Origin of the sequence: Nesterenkonia maliinae, assembly GCF_051262655.1 — a bacterium.
Taxonomy (GTDB): Bacteria; Actinomycetota; Actinomycetes; order Actinomycetales; family Micrococcaceae; genus Nesterenkonia.
The window spans coordinates 419,383-438,906 of the sequence record NZ_JBIMEY010000002.1; the positions used below are offsets into that span (position 1 = coordinate 419,383).

Sequence of the window (19,524 nt, forward strand, 5' to 3'; positions counted from 1 at the left end):
GGAAGGATCGGGAGGGGACGCATTGCTGTGGCCATTCAGCGGGTTGGGGCTCGACGACCTGCCGCAGGGGATCTTCCTGAGCATCCTCGTGTTCGAGATCGGCGTACGGGTCGCCGTGATCGGCATCATCCCCTCGAACCGCCGTCCCAACACGGCGATGGCCTGGCTGCTGGCGATCTTCTTCATCCCTGCGATCGGGCTTCCGCTGTTTCTGCTCTTGGGCAGGAGCAAGCTCTCGGCCCGGCGGCAGGAGCGGCAGCGCCGGATGAACGCGGCGCTGTTGGAGGCCACCAGTCAGATGGAGCTCTCGGACCAGCTGCGCGAGCATGAGCAGCTCAGCGCCACCGCGGTGCTCAACCGCAACCTCGGCGCGTTCCCCATCCAGGAGGGGAACCAGCTCACGCTGATCACTGACTACAAGGCCTCCTTCACCTGGCTGGTGGATCAGATCGATGAGGCGCGGGAGTACGTCCACGTGCTCTTCTACATCGTCGGCGACGACCCCGAATACACCGGTCCGGTCCTCGATGCCATGGAGCGCGCGGCCGATCGCGGCGTCAAGGTGCGCTTCCTCTATGACCACCTCGGCACCGCCCGGGTCAGGGGCTACCGCCGGCTCAAGCGGCGGCTGCGCCATTCCAAGATCGAGTGGCACCGAGTGCTGCCGATCCGCCCGCTGCGCCGTCGCTTCTCCCGGCTCGACCTGCGCAACCACCGCAAGATCGTGGTGATCGACGGGATCACCGCCCTGACCGGATCCACGAACCTGATCGAGCCGCACTACCAGCGACCCGCGGCGGTGCGGATGGGCCGACGCTGGGTGGAGCTCAACGTGGTGCTCACCGGCCCGGCCGTGACCGGGCTCGACATCGTCTTCGCCTCGGACTGGTACGCCGAGACGAATGAGAACCTCGGCGAGAAGCTGCTTGTGGACCTCGAGGCCGATGAAGCCTCCTCGGGAGGGTCGCTGGTCCAGGTCGTCCCCTCCGGTCCGGGCTTCCCGGACGAGAACAACCTGAGGCTCTTCAACGACCTGATCTACCAGGCCACCGACCGGATCATCATCTCCACCCCGTACCTGGTCCCCGACGATTCGCTGCTCTATGCCTTGACCAATGCCGCGCACCGCGACGTCGAGGTGCAGGTCCTGGTCTCGAAGAAGGCTGATCAGTTCACCGTCCAGCATGCCCAGCAGTCGTACTACCAGATCCTGCTCGAGGCCGGGGTGCGGATCTTCCGCTACCCGGATCCCGATGTGCTGCACGCGAAGTTCATGATCATCGATGACCACGTCGCGGTCCTGGGCTCATCGAACATGGACATGCGGTCGTTCTCGCTGAACCTGGAGGTCACGCTGATGATCGTCGATGTCAGCAAGGTTGCCGAGATCGAAGCGGTCTTCGTCGACTACCTGCGGCTCTCCACCGAGTTGGACCTCCAGGAGTGGGCACGCCGGCCCTGGCACGTGCGCTACCTGGACAACACCTTCCGGCTCACCTCCGGGCTGCAGTAGAGCCACATCTGAGGAGCCTATATACTCTCTGCCCAGGATGCCGGAGCCCCTGACGGCACCTCTCCACCCTGCGCCGATGAGACCTGAGGAAACATGAGCGGACTGCGTTCGACGGCTCGCCGAAGCGCGCCCTCCGGGGCCCGGGCATCGGCTCTGCTCGGCGTCGTGGCCGCGGTGACGCTGGCGGCCACGGCCTGTTCCGCAGACGCCGAGGACGCGGGTCCGCCGCAGGACGCGGCGTCGGTGAGCGAGCTCCAGTCGCAGAGCGCGGAGGCAGGCGAGCCCCAGGACGACGCCGGCCAGGACGCCTCCGGCCCTCACGGCAGCAGCCAGGATGACGACGCCGCCGAAGAGTCACCCGCGCCTGAGTCCGAGGAGCTGCTGACCGAGCCCGAGATCGCGGAGATCCTGCTCACCGCGTCAGAGCTCCCCTTCACCCCGGACAGCCACTCCACACTCACCGGACTGGACTTCTTCGAGGACCAGCTGGGCGCGGCTGCGGACGTGTACACCGAGAGCTTCGGCGAGGGTGAATGCGCATCCGCGATGGACCGGATCAATGCGGACCTCGTCGGGGAGAGCCCTGAGCTCGGCGTGGTCCAGGAGTACCAGCACGAGCTCGCCGATCGGACCGAAAGCCTCTACGTCTGGATGCTCGGCCTTCAGGAACCACCGAACTCAGGCGCTGTCTGGGACCGGGTCACCGAGGCCTGCACCGCAGAGCCGCTTCAGGGGGAGACCGACTCGGTGAACTTCGAGGCCTTCGAGAACCATGATTTCCGCGGCCTGGAGCTGAACATGGAGGTCCACGACGGCGAGTCCATGGTGGAGGTCCTCGGCTTCTCAGCGAGCGTGGACTACGGCAGGCACCTGTTGATGGTCAGCGCCGCGAACATGGACGCCGAGACGTTCGACGCGATCGTGGAGCGCCAGGCGGACAAGCTCGCCACCTTCGATCACCAGGTCACCGACTAGCACCGGCCGCCGCGTCCGGGAACCTCGCCCCGAGCGCCTCGAGCACGCCGCGCGACTTCGTGTGGATCTCCTGCCACTCCTCAGCAGGGTCGGAATCCGCGGTGATCGCGCCGCCCAGGCCCAGGTGGAACTGTCGGGCATCGCCGTCTCCGGTCAGCACCGCGGTGCGGATCAGCACCGCCAGGTCCGCGGCGCCGTTCGCGCTGAAGTACCCCGCCACCCCCGAATAGGGCCCGCGCGCTCCGGTCTCCAGCCGCTGCAGGATGTCCATCGTGGAGATCTTCGGTGCTCCGGTCATCGACCCGGGCGGAAAGGCGTCGGCGACGACCCGGGCCCGCGAGATCTCGGCGGGGATCCGGGCGCTGACCGTGGAGACCAGCTGGTACACGCTGGGGTAGGTCTCCACTGCGCAGAGTCGCTCGGTGCGCAGGCTGCCCGGGACGGCGTGGATCGAGAGGTCGTTGCGGACCAGGTCCGCGATCATCACGTTCTCCGCCCGATCCTTGGGGTGAGTGCGCAGATCCTCGAACAGGGCGCGGTCGGCCGCGGCGCTGGCACCCCGAGGCCTGGTTCCCTTGATCGGCTCCGACCGCACCGTGCCGCCCGCGCTGACGCTGAGGAACCGTTCGGGCGAGGTGGAGAGGATCTCGGTCCCGCCGATGCTCAGAAATGCGGTGAAGGGAGCGCGATTGCGGGCACGAAGCACAGCGAAGAGGTCGACGCCGCGTGCCCGGCCCGGTGCCAGCGTGCCGGTGACCGCAGTGGTCAGGCAGATCTCGTAGCTGTTGCCCGCGGTGATCTCCCGCTTGGCCTCCTCGATCGCCGCGAGATACGCGCTGCGCGAATCCCGGACCAGCACCTCTTGCAGGATCGACTCGTGGCGAAGGACTCCAGCGCCAGCAGCCCCAGCCCCAGCTGGAGCGCTCCCTGCAGCGCCCCCTCTCCCTGCCTCACGTGCCCCTGCCCGGCCCTCGGTGGACCCTTCCGGCGTCGCCTGCTCCAGCGCGCCGATCACCTGGTCCTCCCAGTTCGACTCCGCTGCCGGGTCCAGGCACTGGAGCTCCAGCTCTCCTGAACGATGGTGGATGACCACGGCATGTGTGGCACGGAAGAGACTGGCCTCCTGGGCGGGCAGGCCGCTCGGCCCAGGCACCGCGTCGTCCGCCTCCGCCGTGTCGTCTGCCTCCGCCGCGCCGGCCTCCCGCTTGAGCTCATAGCCCAGCCATCCGACCCAGCCGAGTGCGAACCGCGGGGTGTCGTGCAGGGTCCGGTCCGGCTCCTGCTCCCTGTCGCTCTGGACGCCGGGGTTCGCGACGTCGGGATGCTGGACGCCGGGATTCGGGAGGCCGGAGTTCCGGTCTGCGGAGTTCTGGTCGGCGGGCGTGGTCCAGTTCTCGGCCAGCCAGCTGAAGAACGGCTGTCGGCGCTCGGTGGTCCCTGCGGGCGTGGTCGTGCTCGTCCAGCCTCTGCGGTGGGCCACCGTGGCCGCCAGGTCGCCGAAGGAGAACGCCAAGATGCTCTGCGCGCTGCGCGAGGGCTGATCGGTCCGGGCGTGGTCGCTGCTGTCCAGCAGCGCGGCCGGGACTCCTGGTAGCTGATCGCTCAGGACCGTGAAGAGCCGCGCGGCAAGGTCCTCGGTGTCGCGGACCTGATGCTCTCCGAGGCTCTGCCGGCCGGTGGACGCAGTCCTCATGGAGTCCCTGATGCAGCGGTCATGGATCAAGGATGACACAGGCCCGGGACCGACTCGGCGCGCTACGATGTCGCCCATGGCATCTGAGGCACAGCGGTCCGACACCGCAGAACCGCGACGGGGGCGTCCGCGCAGCGAAGTGTCCCACCAGGCGGTCCTGGACGCCACGACCCGGCTGCTCCGGGTGAGCTCCTACGAGGAGCTCACGGTGGAGGCCATCGCCTCCGAGGCGGGGGTGAGCAAGCAGACCATCTATCGCTGGTGGAAGTCCAAGGCCGCCGTGGTGCTGGAGGTGATGCTCACCGGCGACGCCGAGATCGAGCTGGTGCCCATGCCCTCCACCGGCGACCTGCGCGCAGACTGCCTGACCTGGATCCGCGGCATGCTCGTCGAGGCCTTCCGCGACACCCACGTCGGGATGGCGCGCAGCCTCGTGGTGGCGGGACTCCAGTGCGATCCCGGGACCGAGCGGCTGCTGCAGCAGGCCAGCATGTGGGACCACGGTCTGCTGGCCGAGCGGCTTCGCGAAGCCGAGCGAGCCGGCGAGCTGCGGGACGGAGTCGACATCTCCGCGGCCGCCTCGGCGATCGGGGACCCGCTGATCTTCCGGATGCTCATCGGCTCCGCGCCGAGCCTGAGCTGGTCGGAGAGCCTCGTCGACGTCGTTGTGACGGGACTTCTGCGCCCCGAGGCTGGCGCGTCCCGCAGCTGAGTGCCATGAGCTTGGTCACATCGAGGCGTCATAGAGTCCTCGATGAATTTCGAGACGCGGCGTTCCGTTTATGATCGTGTCATGGCAAAGCTCCTTTATCGCCTCGGCCTCCTCTCTGCGCGCCGAGCCAAGACCGTCGTCGCAGCCTGGTTCGCCATGCTCGCCCTCGCCGTCAGCTCCTTCCTCGCCTTCGGCGGACAGCTGACGGATCAGATCACCCTGCCTGACCTGGAGACCACAGCGGTCGCAGATCGTCTGGCCGAGGAGATGCCGGATTCCGGCGGCGGCAACGCCTCGGCGATCATCCGCACCGACGACGGCGAGCCGTTCACCCAGGCGCAGGAGGATCAGGTCGCCGAGTTCATCGAGGAGCTCGAGTCCGACGACATCGTCAGCAGCGTCACCGACCCCTTCGCCACCGAAGATCAGATCGCCGACGCGCGCAGCGATATCTCCTCCGGTGAGGAGGAGCTGGAATCCGGTCGCGAGGAGATCGACACCAACCGCGAGGAGCTGGAGGCCGGTCGCGAGGAGATCGAGTCCGGGTTGGAGCAGATCGACGAGGGCCAGGAGCAGCTCGATGCGGCCATCGCCGAGGCTCAGGAACAGGGCATCTACGACGCCGCCGTGGCCCAGTTCGACGCCCAGCAGGCGGAGCTCGACGCCGGCCGCGCCGAGCTCGAGGCTGCGCAGCAGGAGCTGGAGTCCGGTGAGGAGGAGCTGAACGCCGGCGCGGACGAGCTCACCGAGGCCGCCGAGGAGCTGGAGCGCGGCGCTGCTCTCCTGGAACTCTCCTCCGGCGCCCAGGTCGTCTCCGACGACGGCGACGTCGCTGTCCTGATGCTCAACTTCACCGAACCGATGGAGAGCATCGGCACCGAGGACCTCTCCACCGTCTCTGAAGCCATCACCGGCGCAGAGATCGACGGCGTCGAGGCGCTCCCCGGCGGTGACCTCGACTTCGAGCTTCCCCATCTCTTCTCCGTGGCCGAGCTGATCGGTCTGATGATCGCCGCCGCCGTGCTGCTGATCATGCTCGGCACGCTCATCGGCGCAGGACTCCCGCTGCTCAATGCCCTGATCGGCGTCGGAGTCGGCGTCGCCGGCGCGATGGCGTTCTCGGGCGTCGTCGACATGATGTCCATGACTCCGATCCTTGGTCTGATGCTGGGGCTCGCCGTGGGCATCGACTACGCGCTGTTCATCATCCACCGGCATCGCCGGCAGCTGAAGGATGGCATGGCGGTCCACAAGTCGATCGCCCTGGCCACCGGCACGGCAGGCAACGCCGTGGTCTTCGCCGGCGCCACCGTGGTGATCGCTCTGCTGGCGCTCAACGTCACGGGTCTGCCGTTCCTGGCACTCATGGGGACCGTCGCCGCAGCCTGCGTGGCCATCTCGGTGCTCCTTGCGGTCACCATGACTCCGGCGCTGCTCTCACTGGTGGGCCCCAAGATCCTGGGCCGCAAGGAACGTCGCCACATCGGCGATCGGCGCGCCAAGGAGATCACGACTCCGATGGGTCACGGCAAGGCGATCGGCATCGCCGCGGTCGCGCTCATCGGTCTGGGTGTGCTCTCCATCCCGACCTTCGACCTGCGCCTGGGGCTCCCGGATGCCAGCTCCAACGCCGAAGATTCGGCCTCCTACCAGGCCTATGCCGCCACCGAGGACGCCTTCGGCCAGGGCGTCAACGGACCGCTCCTGGTCCTCGCCGACCTGCCCTCCGGGCTGGACGACACCCAGGCGCAGGATTACCAGATCGAGATCGGCACCTCGCTGCTGGAGAACGAGAACATCGCCGCAGCAGTGCCGGCCGCGCTCAACGAGGACAACACCCTCGGCGTCTTCCAGATCATCCCCGAAGAGGGTCCGGCCGCCGAGTCCACCGAGAACCTGGTGCATGAGTTCCGCGAGGGCAACCCGCTTGCGGGTACGGATGCGGCCGATGTCGAGCTCTCCGTGGCGGGCATGACGGCCGCTCAGATCGACATGTCAGACGTGATCTCCGATGCGCTGCCGCTCTACCTGGCCCTGGTCATCGGGCTCTCGCTGCTGCTGATGATCATGGTGTTCCGCTCGATCCTGCTCCCGGTGATCGCGACCCTCGGCTTCGTCGGGTCCTTCGCCGCGGCCGTGGGCATCGTCGTCGCGGTGTTCCAGTGGGGCTGGTTCAGCGACATCTTCGGCGTCACGACACCCGGTCCGGTGCTGACCTTCCTGCCGGTGCTGATGGTCGGCATCCTCTTCGGACTGGCCATGGACTATCAGCTCTTCACCGCCTCCGGGATGCGCGAGGCCTACGCCCACGGCTCCGCGCCGCGGCTTGCCGTGCGCCAGGGTCTCCACGCTGGGCGCTCGGTGGTCACCGCCGCGGCGCTGATCATGGCCTCGGTCTTCGCCGGGTTCGTCTTCACCGATGACCCGATGATCGCCTCGATGGGGCTGGGTCTCTCCGTGGGTGTGCTGCTGGACGCCTTCGTGGTCCGGCTGCTGCTGGTGCCCGCGCTGCTTCACCTGGCCGGTCCTGCCGCCTGGTGGCTGCCGAAGTGGATGGATCGCCTCATCCCTGACGTGGACGTCGAGGGTGCTCAGTTGGAGCGGGAGGTCGTGAGCGACTCTTCACGCTCCGCCGACGGGACCGAGTCGCTGGCTCCCCGGGCGGAGCCGGTGCGCACGCGCTGATCCCCCCGGTAAGCACAGAGACGCCCGACACCGCTTGAAGGTGCCGGGCGTCTCTGTGTCATCACCGCGCTGAGTGCCGGTCCTGCGAGGTCTTGGTGCTACTGAGTGTCGTCGTCCTGATCGACCGGGTCGTCGAGCAGCTCATAGACGCCGTCGATGATCTGGTTGGGGCGGAACGGGAAGTCCGCGACGCTGGCCCGGCTGGAGAGCCCGGTCATCACCAGGATGGTGTGCATCCCGGCCTCCATGCCGGCCACGATGTCGGTGTCCATCCGGTCCCCGATCATGGCGGTCTCCATGGAGTGGGCGCCGAGGTGGTTCAGGGCCGAGCGGAACATCATCGGGTTGGGCTTGCCCACCACATAGGGCACCCGGCCGGTGGCCTTGGTGATCAGGGAGGCGATGGCGCCGGTGGCGGGCATCACGCCTTCGGGGCTGGGGCCGGTCGCGTCGGGGTTGGTGAGGATGAACCGTGCACCGTTGTTGATCAGCCGAAGCGCCTTGGTGATCGCCTCGAAGCTGTAGTTCCGCGTCTCGCCCACGACCACATAGTCAGGGTTGGTCTCGGTCATGATGAAGCCCGCGGCGTGGATCGCGGTGGTCAGCCCGGCTTCGCCGATGACATAGCAGCTGCCCTGCGCATTGGCCTCCGGGTCGACCTGGTTCGCCAGGAAGGTGGCGGTGGCAAGGGCCGAGGTCCAGATCCGCTCCTCGGGCACCACCAGTCCGGAGTTGCGCAGCCGGGCACTGAGATCGCGAGCGGTGAAGATCGAGTTGTTGGTCAGCACCAGGTAGGGGAGATCTTTGCGCCGCCATTGCTCCAGCAGCTCCGCGGCGCCGGGAAGCGCCTCCTGCTCGCGGACGAGCACGCCGTCCATATCGGTCAGCCAGCATTCGATGTTCTCACCGTTCATGGTCTGATCCTATGCCCTTCGGCTGTGGGCCTACCAGAACTCGGCCCTGGGACCTCGGGCACATGGCGGCGCAGCGACCCTCTGCCCACAGGCCTGGGACCGATCGCCTCGAGCTCGGCAGCTCTTGACGCGTCCAAACCCCTATGGTTCATTAGTAGAGTAATTAACCATCAAGGTAGTGGACTCGGTATGCTGATGAGTCTTCGAAGAAAGGTGGACGGTTCGTGGAAGAGGGCCGCGCACTCTTTGTGCAGATCGCCGAACAGCTGGAGGCCTCCGTCCTGGACGGCTCCCTGGCTGAAGGCGAGCGCGCCCCATCGACCAATGAGCTCGCCAGCTTCCATCGGATCAATCCCGCCACAGCCGCCAAGGGGATCAACCTGCTGGTGGACCGCGGGATCCTTCTCAAGCGCAGGGGTCTGGGCATGTTCGTGGCGCCCGGCGCCCGGGAGATCCTCACCGCGCAGCGCAGGCAGCAGTTCGCCGCGCACTACCTCGATCCCATCATCACTGAGGCTCGCGCCGTCGGGCTCTCGGTGGACACCATCATCGAGATGCTCCGCTCCCGGGCGTGAACGGCGCCCCAAGCGCTGAAGGAAGGAGGCGGTCGTGAGTGCCGCCATTGAACTGAACCAGGTCTCGCGCAGGTACCGCAGGACCACCGCGCTGCAGGATGTGTCGCTGAGGCTGGAGAAGGATGCCATCCACGGACTGCTGGGCCGCAACGGCGCCGGCAAGACCACGCTGATGTCCATCGCCACAGCCCAGGACTGGCCATCCTCCGGTGAGGTGAAGATCCTCGGGCAGCGTCCGCATGAGAACGAGCAGGTGCTCCCGAAGATCTGCTTCGTCCGCGAAGAACAGCGCTATGTCGACGACGCGCTCGCCAGACACGCGTTCAGCGCCGCGGCCCAGGCGTTCCCGAACTGGGACGCCGAGCTCGCGGCCCAGCTCGCCCGCGAGTTCAGGGTCCCGGAGAAGACCCGGATCAAAAAGATGTCCCGTGGGCAGCGCTCCGCCGTCGGAGTCATCATCGGGATCGCCTCCCGAGCGGAGGTGACCTTCTTCGACGAGCCCTATATGGGTCTCGACGCGGTGGCTCGGCAGCTCTTCTACGATCGGCTGCTGGAGGACTACGCCGCACAGCCGCGCACCGTGGTGATCTCCTCCCACCTGATCGACGAGATCGCGCACCTGATCGAGAACGTGGTGGTCATCGACCAGGGTCAGATCCTGCTCCAGGAACCGGTGGAGCAGCTCCGCGACCGTGCCGTCACCCTGGTGGGACGCGCGGATGCCGTGGCTCAGATCACCGGCACCCGCGAGGTTCTGCACCACGAGGCGATGGGGCGGATCGTGCGGACCACGGTGCTGGGGGCCCTCGATGACGCCGAACGTCACACGCTCATCGAGCGAGACGTGGAGATCGTCCCGGTCTCGCTCCAGCAGCTCATCGTGCGGCTCACCGCACGCGAAGACCCGTCCAACCAGACCACGATGAACCCACCTCAGGAGGTGGCCCGATGAGCAACATCGCAGTTGAATCCACGGCGGCTCCGGCGGCGCAGAGACGGGCGGCCACACGTTCGAGCTTTGCCCGCGTCCCGTCGGCCTTCAAGCTTCAGTTCACGGTTCCCTCACAGATGATCTGGGTGCCGCTGCTGGTGTTCTTCGGTTCCTGGGCCGTGGCCATCGGCATCGGAGCGTGGATCCGGCACATCGCCGGCGACGGGGCCACCATCAACACGGGTGCCTCGCAGGCCACGGTCTGGTGCTTGGCGTTCATCGCGGCCTACTCGGCCTCCCACACGTTCCCCTTCTCCATGGCATTGAGCTACAGCAGGAGGGTCTTCGTGCTCGGGGCGTTCCTCGCCTTTGCTGCCGTCTCGGCCGGGTTCGGCGCGCTGTTCTCCGTCGCCATCCTGCTCGAACGTGCCACCGAAGGGTTCTGGGTCGAGAGCTACACCTTCGACCTCCCCTTCATGACGCAGAATGGGGGTGTTCTCGGAGCGGGGATCCTGGCCGGGGCTGTGTGCCTCGCAGCGATGATGTTCGGCTTCTTCTGGTCGATCCTCTACCGCCGGGTCAGCCTGGCCATGCTGTGGGTCATCGCACTGGCGCTGGTGGCGCTGGGGGCTGTGGCCGTCATGGTCGTCACGCAGAACGACTGGTGGCCTCATGTCGGGGACTGGCTGGCGGTGCAGAGCTCGTACTCCTTCGCCGGATGGGTGCTGCTCTTCACGCTGAGCCTGACGGCGGTGAACTACCTGGTGATCCGACGAGCCGTACCGACGGCCTGAGCATCGAGCGGCTGCACGGCGGAGAGAGACCGCAGAAAGATGCCGCAGAAAGAAGGAGCCCCAGATCGGCCAGCGTGAGGGGGACGCTGTATCGGCCGATCCGGGGCTCCCGAATCACTCGCACCTTGATGAGGTAGTCCCTACTCTAGGACGGCTCCTTGGACGGGCACTTGTAGTTGGCTGGTAAGTCACTGTGAATCCCGGAGAGCGTTTCGGACATGAGAAGAGCCCCGAGTCGGCCAGCGTGAGGGGACGCATTAAATGGCTGACTCGGGGCTCTGAATCACTCGCACCTTGATGAGGTAATAAAGACTCTAGATGCCATTCTTGACGTTTTCCCGTGCAGTTCCTGGGAGCTTCCTGATTCTTTGTCCGCCAGGCATCTTCGCGGTCGAGGTCAGGCCGTTGAGTCCCCGTGCGGCCGGGGGGTCCCCGGGTGAAGCACGAGTCGGTCTCCGTCCATCGTGATCTGATGTGTCTTCACCGGGCGCATCGCAGGCAGGGTCTCCGGGACCCCGGTGCGCAGGCAGAAGGCCGAGGCATGCATGGGGCATTCGAGGGTGTCTTCCTCGACGTAGCCGTCGGAGAGGGAGACCGCCTCATGGGAGCAGGTGTCGTCCAACGCGTAGAACCCGCCGTCCTCGGCGTGGACCACAGCGATGTCGTCATTCCAGCCTGAGTCCTCTGCCGAGACTCGAAACACCTCCCCTTCCGGATACTGGCCCGCGGGGCCGAGGTCGATCGGAGGGAGTGCGTCGCTGGTGGACATGTGTGGTGCCTCTCTGGTGGTGAATGGGTGTGACCTGCAGTCTTTCAGATCTGCTCACCCCGGCAGCTGGCCGCGGAGCTCTTCGAGCTTGCGGCGTTCACGCTTTGTCGGACGGCCGGACCCGCGTTCCCGCACCGGCAGTCCGACGTCGCGGGGTCTGATCCGTTCAGGAGAGTGATCCCGGTAGGCCTTCTGGGCCACGGGTGGCCCCACCCGCTTGGACAAGGTGTGGACCACGTCGAGGATCAACTCATGTCCCGGGCGGCGGACGTGGATCCGGGTACCGGGAGAGATGCGCAGGGAGGCCTTGGCGGGATTGCCGTCGATGGTGATATGCCCGGCCCTGCAGGCGGTCGTCGCTGCGGAGCGGGTCTTGAAGAGTCGGACCGACCAGAGCCACGCGTCGATGCGGACCGGTCCGGTCGGCCCCGAGGGGGCGGTCTCTGTCATGGGTTCAGTCTAGAGAACCTGGGCCGTGGACGTGTCCGGTCATGACCGATGAATGCGCAGACCCCGCGTCCGGAGTGTGAGGGGACACTGTTCCGAGACGCGGGGTCTGCTGAATCACTCGCACCTTCAAGAGGCACCGCCAACACTAGGAGGGGTTCTTGGGTGCGCGGTGGTCAAGGGCTGTGAACTGCCTGGGACTTTCTGCGCCTAAGCGTCGTCTCCGGAGACTTGGTTGTGATACTCGCCGTCGCAGAATCCCACCGTCAACCACCCGGCCACCGGCTCCGCAGCCACCAGGACCGATTCCTCGTCGAGGGAGTCCACATCTGTGTCGAGCAGAACAAGAATGTTTTCCAGGGGTTCACGGAGTTCGTCAGGAACAAAAATGTAGTTCTGTTCGACGGCCGAATAGATCTCGTCGATAACGTCCTGTTCTTCCACTCCGGAATTCATATCAGACTGCAATCCGTCGAGCATTGTTCCCACAGACATGCAAGCTTCTTCTTCGGAGAAAAAGGCGCCGAGCTCCTCGGTCCTTTCGAGGTCGAGTTCGTCGGGATCGGGAAGCTCGCCACCCGGGCCCTCGCCGGAGGGAATCTCCCCTGCGTCGTCGCCGGCCTCTGCCTCGATCTCGGCGTCGTCCTCGGTGGGTTCCGGGGACGCACTTGGCTCCGCGGATGCGGGCGCCTCGGACGTGCTGGTCTCGGGGCTCTCGCCGGACTCGTCCTCGGCCGCGCATCCCATGAGGACCAGGGGGGTCATCGCGATAAGAGCGAGCGTGCTTCCGATGCGCGTACTGGTGGCGGCGGCGCCCAGGGATCGCGGGCGCGTCGAGCAGAAAGTCGATGTCATGGGTCCAGTGTGGCACGTGCTCCGCAACTCGGGTCACGTTCTCATCACAAAGGTCTCAGCGTCAAAGTGGCCAGACGTTCCTGATCGTCGGAAACAGGATACTTCTGCGCGGGATCAGTGCAGCGCCAGGCGAACGTGCTGCGGTCACGATGTTCCGCCGACTGCGCTGCCCTCAGTCATTGAGGGGATCCACGCCCGTCCGCCGTCTGGACTCTTCCGCCGGTCTTCACCCTTCTCTAGGGTCCATCAACCAACCGTGTTCTGTTCGTTTCCGTGATAACGGCATGGTTAAAGTCGAACTCGAAGGTTTTATAAAAACTCTTGTCGTGGATAACTAATCGTGGGTTACAGTAGTCACGACTCGGCTTGCTGTACGCGTAGGTTTCCCATCTTTTAGTACAGTTCGCCGCTTCCCCAGTCACCATATCTGCTTATGAATACCCCGTATGCACGTGTCTTTACGCGCTGTTCCTCACTCGCCCCTTTCGGGGCTCTCCGGTCTCCCAGCCGGTGAATGTGAGGCGCCGATCGCCTGCCACAGGTGTGTCCGGTGTGTTCATGGAGCCGTTCTAATGCGAACGACTAGTGAGGAAGCAACTGTGCCGAAGAAACTCTCGTCTGCCGTCGTCGGCGCTCTCGCCGTGGGCCTGACTTTGCCGATGACTGCGAATGCCGCTGCTGCGGACACCGCACCGATGAACGTGGCGTCGCTGCCCACCGCGGGGGTGGATGCCCCAGCGACGAGCCTCGCCGGACTGAGCAGCGTGGACATCTCCGCAAGTCAGAACGCCACTCAGTTCAGGTTCCCGATCGCCCAGCGTTCCTATAGCTATACCTCGCCGTACGGCCCCCGGTGCATGCCGGCCGTCGGTGCCTCGACCTGGCACCTGGGCCAGGATCTCGGAGCGGCCGACGGCACCCCGATCTACTCGGTGGCCGATGGCACCGTGGTGCGCACCTTCAACGGCAACCGGTACAACGCCGGCTACGTCGTCGTGCAGCACCAGGTGGGCGGAAAGACCTTCCACAGTGCCTACTACCACATGTGGAACGCGAACACCCATGTCCGGATCGGCCAGACCGTGCAGGCCGGCCAGACCATCGGACTGGTCGGCAGCTCGGGACCCTCGACCGGCCCGCATCTGCACCTGGAGATCTGGGAGGGAGCCTGGATCAACGGCACCTCGCACGACCCGACCACCTGGCTCTCCCAGCGCGGGGTCAACCTGCGCTCAGGCGCCACCACGGTGCTCAACATCAGTGCCCCCTCTTCCTGTGACTATTACACCGCGGCATCTACAGCCCTGCGTTCAACGGCGAGCAGCTCCGGATCCGTCATCACGCAGCTCAGCGCGGGCACCGCGCTGAGGGCCGCTCCCGGCGCGATCAGCAACTCGATGCTGCGGGTGACAGCGAATGGTCGCACCGGCTGGGTGGCGCACTCTTCAGTCACTCCGTTCCGTCCCGCCGGGACCGTGCCCGCGTCCAGCGTCCCGGCGGGCACGTCGATCACGCCTACCAAGTACCGGACCACCGCCTCGCTCAACGCCCGCAGCGGACCCGGAACCAACTATGCAGTTCGCCAGGGACTGACTTCGGGCACCGAAGTCACGGTCACCGCCACCTACGGCAGCTGGTTGAAGTTCAGCCAGAATGGCCAGACGGTGTGGTCCCACAGCGACTTCCTGACGAAGGTCTCAAGCCCCTCGACCGGGTCCTCGTCCAGCGGTCCATTGTCCTACGGGGTGAGTCCCGCCAGCGGCAGCTATCAGGTCAAAGCCGGGGTGAACCTGGTCGCACGTGCGAACGCCTCCGGCTCCAGCGCCACCGTCAAGGTGCTCAAGCCAGGCACCACGATGACGCTGACCGGTCGGAAGGGCGACAAGGTCCGGTTCACCGACGGCGGCAGGAACCTCTGGGTGACCGAGTCGTACCTGGAGAAGGCCAACGTCGGGGCAGGATCCGGATCCGAGACAGTCCCAGGGGGTACGGAGTCCTCCAGCGGTTCGCTGCCCTTCGGGGTGAGTCCTGCCAGCGGCAGCTATCAGGTCAAGGCCGGGGTGAACCTGGTCGCGCGTGGGACTGCCTCCGGCTCCAGCGCCACGGTCAAGGTGCTCAAGCCAGGCACCAAGGTCACGCTGACCGGTCGGAAGGGCGACAAGGTCCGCTTCCGCGACGGCGGCAGGAACCTCTGGGTGACCGAGTCGTATCTGCAGAAGGCCAGCTCCTCCACCAGCTCCTCGAACACCAGCACGTCGGCCTACGGGGTGAGCCCCGCGAGCGGCCGCTACCAGGTCAAGGCCGGAGTGAACCTGATCGCCCGTGCAACGGCCAGCGGCTCCAGCGCCACCGTCAAGGTGCTCAAGCCAGGCACCACGATGACGCTGACCGGACGGAAGGGCGACAGGGTCCGGTTCACCGACGGCGGCAGGAACCTCTGGGTGACCGAGTCCTATCTGCAGAAGGCCAGCGCTTCGACCAGCTCCTCGAACACCAGCACGTCGGCCTACGGGGTAAGCCCCGCGAGCGGCAGCTATCAGGTCAAGGCCGGGGTGAACCTCAACGCCCGCACGACTGCCAGCACCACGAGTTCCATCGCCAAGGTGCTCAAGCCCGGCACCACGATCGCGGTGAACGGCGAGAAGGGCTCCTGGGTCCGGTTCACCGATGGCACCAGGAACCTGTGGGTGAGCGCGGCGTACCTGGACGAGGTCAATGAGGGCATGGGTTCCGGCTCCGAGACCATCCCCGGCGGTTCAGAGTCCTCGAGCACCGGCACCCTGGCCTATGGGGTCAGTCCCGCAAGCGGCAGCTATCAGGTCAAGGCCGGGGTGAACCTGATCGCCCGTGCAACGGCCAGCGGCTCCAGCGCCACGGTCAAGGTGCTCAAGCCCGGCACGACCATGACATTGACCGGTCAGAAGGGCGACAAGGTCCGGTTCAACGACGGCACCAGGAATCTCTGGGTGAGCGCGGCGTATCTGGACGAGGTCACTGCCTCGGCCGGCTCCGGCAGCTCCGCCTCGACCGGCTCCTCGAGCACCGGCACCCTCGCCTATGGGGTCCGTCCCGCAAGCGGCAGCTATCAGGTCAAGGCCGGGGTGAACCTGATCGCCCGTGCAACGGCCAGCGGCTCCAGCGCCACAGTCAAGGTGCTCAAGCCCGGCACGACCATGACGCTGACCGGTCAGAAGGGCGACAAGGTCCGGTTCAACGACGGCACCAGGAATCTCTGGGTGAGCGCGGCGTACCTGGACAAGGTCACCGCCTCGGCCGGATCCAACGGGTCCACCTCGACCGGCTCCGAGAGCTCCACCTCGACCGGATCCAACGGGTCCACCTCGTCCGGCTCCTCGAGCACCGGCACCTTGGCCTATGGGGTCAGTCCCGCCAGCGGCAGCTATCAGGTCAAGGCCGGGGTGAACCTCAACGCCCGCACGACTGCCAGCACCACGAGTTCCATCGCCAAGGTGCTCAAGCCTGGCACCACGATCGCGGTCAACGGACAGAAGGGCTCCGCAGTCCGGTTCAACGACGGCACCAGGAACCTCTGGGTGAGCGCGGCGTATCTGGACAAGGTCACCGCTTCGCCGAGCGATTCGAACACCTCCGACTCGAACAGCACCACGAACAACAGCACCTCCCCGAGCACCGCCGCCAGCGGGACCTTCCAGGTCAAGGCCGGGGTGAGCCTCAACGCTCGGACCGCCGCCTCCTCGACGAGCTCCAGCGCGAAGGTGCTCTCTGCGGGGACGAAGATCTCGGTCACCGGCAAGAGCGGTGACTGGGTCAGCTATCGGGACGGCTCCCGCACGCTCTGGGTCCACGCGGACTACCTGACTCAGGTGGCCGAGACCCCCTCGGGCTCGAACTCCTCCAGCGGTTCGAGCACGGGATCCAGCTCCAACACCGGATCCAGCTCCAACACCGGGTCCTCTTCGAACACCGGCTCCAGCTCCAACTCCGGCTCCTCTTCGAACACCGGGTCCTCCTCGAACACCGAATCCGGCTCGAACACCGGGTCGGCGTCGAGCTCGACCAAGCCCGCCAGCGGGACTTACCACGTCAAGCCAAGCGTCTACCTCAACGCTCGCGGCGGCCCAGGCACGTCGCACCCGATCGTGCTGAACTTGAACCCGCTGCGCCAGTTCGAGATCACCGGACGCAACGGCAGCTGGGTCAGCTTCGTCTACAGCGGGAAGACCGTCTGGGTGGATTCCAACTTCATCAATTCCGGTTCGGCGAGCAGCTCGAGCAGCTCCGGCTCCAGCAGCTCCACCCCTACCCTGGCCAACTCGACGAACAGCAGCAGCAAGGTCGTCGGAACCGCCTTCACCACGGGTCAGGTGAACGTCCGGATGGGCCCGAGCACCGAGAACAGCGCAATGTTCTCCGTGCGTACCGGGACGAAGGTCGAGCTGCTCGAGAAGAAGTCGAGCGGGTGGCAGGAGATCAAGGTCAACGGCGCCACCGGATGGATGTCGGCGCAGTTCCTGAGCTCCACCAACCCCGGAACCTCCGGCTCCGGCTCGAGCAGCACCGGTTCTAACACCGGTTCCTCCGGAAGCGGTTCATCCACGGCTCCCTCGACGGCGAACATGCACAAGAAGAGTGCGAACGGACCGTACAGCTCGGCCTGGGACAAGCTGGCCCGGTGTGAATCCGGTGGAAACTGGAAGATCAACACCGGCAACGGATTCTACGGCGGCATCCAGTTCAGCCCCGAGTCCTGGAAGGAGGTCGGCGGTTCAGGCTTCCCGCACGAGGCCACCAGGGCAGAGCAGATCAAGCGGGCTCACATCCTCTGGAAGAGGCAGGGCTGGAACGCCTGGCCGCACTGCACCTCCCAGCTGGGCCTCAAGGGTGACCCGGGCGGCTACGGGGACGACTACTACAAGGTCCATCCCAGCGCGAAGACCGCATCATCGGCCTCGGCCGCAGGGACCTGGACCTCGACCTACAGCGTGCCCCTGCGCGAGAAGGCCACGACCTCCAGCGACAAGCTGGTGCAGATCCCCCGCGGCGCGGAGCTCAAGCCGCTTCAGCGGGAGGGCTCCTGGCTGAAGGTCGAGTACACCAGCGGCGGGGACACCCACACCGGCTGGGTCAACCCCAGCTACATCTCACAGGTCTGAGCCTCCAGATCTGAGCATTCCGCTCAGAGACGGCAGCTTCAGCACCGACAAGTCAGCACGACGACGGCGGGCTCGACTCTCTCATTCGCGGGAGGGTCGGGCCCGTCGTCGTCGGTGGGGTCAGAGCACGAAGCTCGGCGTCCCAGGGGGTCAGCGGAGTCGCGGCCGCTGAATCAGCTCAGCGGAAGCGGGCCTGCACGGCGTCGCCGTGGGCCGGGAGGCCTTCGGCCTGCGCCAGCGCTGAGACGTGACCGGCCACCACGCGGAGTCCCTCGCGCCCGTAGCGGATGACCTGCTGGGAGCGCAGGAAGCTGGAGACGTTCAACCCGGAGGAGTACGCCGAGGCCCCTCCGGTGGGCAGCACGTGGTTGGATCCGGCGCAGTAGTCGCCCAGGGACACCGGGGTGTGGGCGCCGACGAAGATCGCGCCGGCGTTGTGGATCTGCTCCACGATCGCGTCGTCGTCCTCGGTCATCACCTCGAGGTGCTCCGCCCCGTAGGCGTTGGCGATCTCCACGCCCTGCTCCATGGTGTCGACCACGAGCACCGCAGACTGAGTGCCGCTCAGCGCCTGCTTGACCCGGTCTGCATGCCGAGTGTTCCGTGCCTGCAGCTCGACCTGGGTGCCGACGGCCTCGGCCAGCGACAGCGAGGGCGTGACCAGCACCGCAGCGGCCAGCGCGTCATGCTCCGCCTGGGAGATCAGATCCGCGGCGATCAGCTCCGCCGGAGCGTTCTCATCCGCGAGCACCATGATCTCGGTGGGGCCGGCCTCTGAATCGATGCCCACCACCCCCTGGACCGCACGCTTGGCCGTGGCCACGAAGATGTTTCCCGGGCCGGTGATCAGCGAGACCGGCGGGCACACCTGCTGGCCGTTCTCGTCCCTGGCCCCGTAGGCGAACATCGCCACCGCCTGCGCGCCGCCGACGGCGTAGACCTCCTCGATCCCGAGCAGGTGCGCGGCACCGAGGATCGTCGGGTGCGGCAGGCCGCCGAAGTCCGCCTGGGGCGGGGAGGCGATCGCGAGCGAGGAGACCCCTGCCACCTGTGCGGGGACCACGTTCATCACCACGGAAGAGGGGTAGACCGCCTGGCCGCCGGGCACATACAAGCCCACCCTCCGGATCGGCACCCACCGGTTGAGCACCCGGGCGTCGGGTCCGGGGGAGACTTCGGAGGATTCGGGCAGCTGGGCGTTGTGCACCTGCCGGGCGCGCAGGATCAGCTCCTCGAGCGCCGCGCGGACCTCTGGCTCGAGCTGCTCGGCAGCCTCACGGAGCTTCTCCGCGGGGACCCGCAGCGCGGGCGGGCGGACGCCGTCGAACTTCTCGGAATAGTCCAGCAGCGCGGAGACACCATGCAGCCGCACATTCTCCAGGATCGGGGCCACGGTCTCGATGGTGGTCGAGATGTCCTGGGAGGCGCGGGGAAGCACGGAGGCGGCATCGATCGAGCTGCCGCGCAGATCCTTGAGGGTGAGCATGGGTCTCCTAATGGGTGCGATCAGTGTTCACCCGCTGGAT

General features: G+C 66.5%; 14 protein-coding genes. 8 read left to right on the plus strand and 6 right to left on the minus strand.

The window, feature by feature from the left end; genetic code table 11:
- Positions 1-22: 22 nt before the first annotated feature.
- On the plus strand, positions 23-1,513 hold the full coding sequence (cls, locus tag ACHAA4_RS06430; protein ID WP_435773361.1) for a cardiolipin synthase: 1,491 nt from the start codon (positions 23-25) through the stop codon (positions 1,511-1,513).
- Between the two features lie 93 nt (positions 1,514-1,606).
- Positions 1,607-2,488: a hypothetical protein gene (locus tag ACHAA4_RS06435; protein ID WP_435773362.1), complete on the plus strand. Its 882-nt coding sequence runs from the start codon at positions 1,607-1,609 to the stop codon at positions 2,486-2,488.
- Here the strand turns inward: ACHAA4_RS06435 and ACHAA4_RS06440 are convergent.
- On the minus strand, positions 2,478-4,181 hold the full coding sequence (locus ACHAA4_RS06440) for an anthranilate synthase component I family protein (RefSeq protein ID WP_435773363.1): 1,704 nt from the start codon (positions 4,179-4,181) through the stop codon (positions 2,478-2,480). The genes ACHAA4_RS06435 and ACHAA4_RS06440 overlap by 11 nt on opposite strands.
- A 76-nt stretch (positions 4,182-4,257) precedes the next feature.
- Between ACHAA4_RS06440 and ACHAA4_RS06445 the strand changes: the two genes are divergently transcribed.
- The gene (locus ACHAA4_RS06445; RefSeq protein ID WP_435773364.1) at positions 4,258-4,893 is read left to right on the plus strand and encodes a TetR/AcrR family transcriptional regulator; all 636 of its coding nucleotides are present in this window, start codon (positions 4,258-4,260) and stop codon (positions 4,891-4,893) included.
- 81 nt (positions 4,894-4,974) lie between these two features.
- Entirely contained in the window at positions 4,975-7,578 is a 2,604-nt protein-coding gene (locus ACHAA4_RS06450) for an MMPL family transporter (RefSeq protein WP_435773365.1), read from the plus strand.
- A 98-nt stretch (positions 7,579-7,676) separates the two neighbouring features.
- Here ACHAA4_RS06450 and ACHAA4_RS06455 read toward each other — a convergent pair whose 3' ends face one another.
- Positions 7,677-8,492: an HAD-IIA family hydrolase gene (locus ACHAA4_RS06455; protein ID WP_435773366.1), complete on the minus strand. Its 816-nt coding sequence runs from the start codon at positions 8,490-8,492 to the stop codon at positions 7,677-7,679.
- A gap of 224 nt (positions 8,493-8,716) precedes the next feature.
- Here ACHAA4_RS06455 and ACHAA4_RS06460 point away from each other — a divergent pair, with 224 nt between their 5' ends.
- The 3 genes from ACHAA4_RS06460 to ACHAA4_RS06470 are packed head-to-tail and all read left to right on the plus strand — an operon-like array spanning position 8,717 to position 10,792.
- The gene (locus tag ACHAA4_RS06460) at positions 8,717-9,067 is read left to right on the plus strand and encodes a GntR family transcriptional regulator (RefSeq protein WP_435773367.1); all 351 of its coding nucleotides are present in this window, start codon (positions 8,717-8,719) and stop codon (positions 9,065-9,067) included.
- Positions 9,068-9,101: 34 nt separating this feature from the next.
- Positions 9,102-10,019: an ATP-binding cassette domain-containing protein gene (locus tag ACHAA4_RS06465; protein ID WP_435773368.1), complete on the plus strand. Its 918-nt coding sequence runs from the start codon at positions 9,102-9,104 to the stop codon at positions 10,017-10,019.
- Entirely contained in the window at positions 10,016-10,792 is a 777-nt protein-coding gene (locus ACHAA4_RS06470; protein ID WP_435773369.1) for a hypothetical protein, read from the plus strand. Before ACHAA4_RS06465 ends, ACHAA4_RS06470 begins: the two co-directional genes overlap by 4 nt.
- 397 nt (positions 10,793-11,189) lie before the next feature.
- On the opposite strand, the gene ACHAA4_RS06475 is transcribed toward ACHAA4_RS06470, so the two are convergent.
- From ACHAA4_RS06475 to ACHAA4_RS06485, 3 genes are all read right to left on the minus strand, one after another.
- The gene (locus tag ACHAA4_RS06475; RefSeq protein WP_435773370.1) at positions 11,190-11,561 is read right to left on the minus strand and encodes a non-heme iron oxygenase ferredoxin subunit; all 372 of its coding nucleotides are present in this window, start codon (positions 11,559-11,561) and stop codon (positions 11,190-11,192) included.
- A gap of 54 nt (positions 11,562-11,615) precedes the next feature.
- Positions 11,616-12,011 carry an RNA-binding S4 domain-containing protein gene (locus ACHAA4_RS06480; RefSeq protein ID WP_435773371.1) on the minus strand — a complete coding sequence of 132 codons (396 nt, stop codon included), beginning with the start codon at positions 12,009-12,011 and terminating at the stop codon, positions 11,616-11,618.
- A gap of 207 nt (positions 12,012-12,218) precedes the next feature.
- Positions 12,219-12,863, minus strand: a complete 645-nt coding sequence (locus ACHAA4_RS06485; protein WP_435773372.1) for a hypothetical protein — start codon at positions 12,861-12,863, stop codon at positions 12,219-12,221.
- A 599-nt stretch (positions 12,864-13,462) separates the two neighbouring features.
- On the opposite strand from ACHAA4_RS06485, the gene ACHAA4_RS06490 reads away from it, so the two are divergent.
- Positions 13,463-17,998 carry an SH3 domain-containing protein gene (locus ACHAA4_RS06490; RefSeq protein WP_435773373.1) on the plus strand — a complete coding sequence of 1,512 codons (4,536 nt, stop codon included), beginning with the start codon at positions 13,463-13,465 and terminating at the stop codon, positions 17,996-17,998.
- Positions 17,999-18,176: 178 nt separating this feature from the next.
- Here ACHAA4_RS06490 and hisD read toward each other — a convergent pair whose 3' ends face one another.
- Positions 18,177-19,484, minus strand: a complete 1,308-nt coding sequence (gene hisD / locus ACHAA4_RS06495; RefSeq protein WP_435773374.1) for a histidinol dehydrogenase — start codon at positions 19,482-19,484, stop codon at positions 18,177-18,179.
- Positions 19,485-19,524: the final 40 nt, after the last annotated feature.

Excerpts from the sequence above, each read along its gene's own strand:
- ACHAA4_RS06455 (WP_435773366.1), bottom strand. The coding sequence starts at position 8,492 with ATGAACGGTGAGAACATCGAATGCTGGCTGACCGATATGGACGGCGTG.
- ACHAA4_RS06485 (WP_435773372.1), bottom strand. The coding sequence starts at position 12,863 with ATGACATCGACTTTCTGCTCGACGCGCCCGCGATCCCTGGGCGCCGCC.
- ACHAA4_RS06475 (WP_435773370.1), bottom strand. The coding sequence starts at position 11,561 with ATGTCCACCAGCGACGCACTCCCTCCGATCGACCTCGGCCCCGCGGGC.
- ACHAA4_RS06470 (WP_435773369.1), top strand. The coding sequence starts at position 10,016 with ATGAGCAACATCGCAGTTGAATCCACGGCGGCTCCGGCGGCGCAGAGA.
- hisD (WP_435773374.1), bottom strand. The coding sequence starts at position 19,484 with ATGCTCACCCTCAAGGATCTGCGCGGCAGCTCGATCGATGCCGCCTCC.
- ACHAA4_RS06480 (WP_435773371.1), bottom strand. The coding sequence starts at position 12,011 with ATGACAGAGACCGCCCCCTCGGGGCCGACCGGACCGGTCCGCATCGAC.
- ACHAA4_RS06450 (WP_435773365.1), top strand. The coding sequence starts at position 4,975 with ATGGCAAAGCTCCTTTATCGCCTCGGCCTCCTCTCTGCGCGCCGAGCC.
- ACHAA4_RS06435 (WP_435773362.1), top strand. The coding sequence starts at position 1,607 with ATGAGCGGACTGCGTTCGACGGCTCGCCGAAGCGCGCCCTCCGGGGCC.
- ACHAA4_RS06440 (WP_435773363.1), bottom strand. The coding sequence starts at position 4,181 with ATGAGGACTGCGTCCACCGGCCGGCAGAGCCTCGGAGAGCATCAGGTC.
- ACHAA4_RS06445 (WP_435773364.1), top strand. The coding sequence starts at position 4,258 with ATGGCATCTGAGGCACAGCGGTCCGACACCGCAGAACCGCGACGGGGG.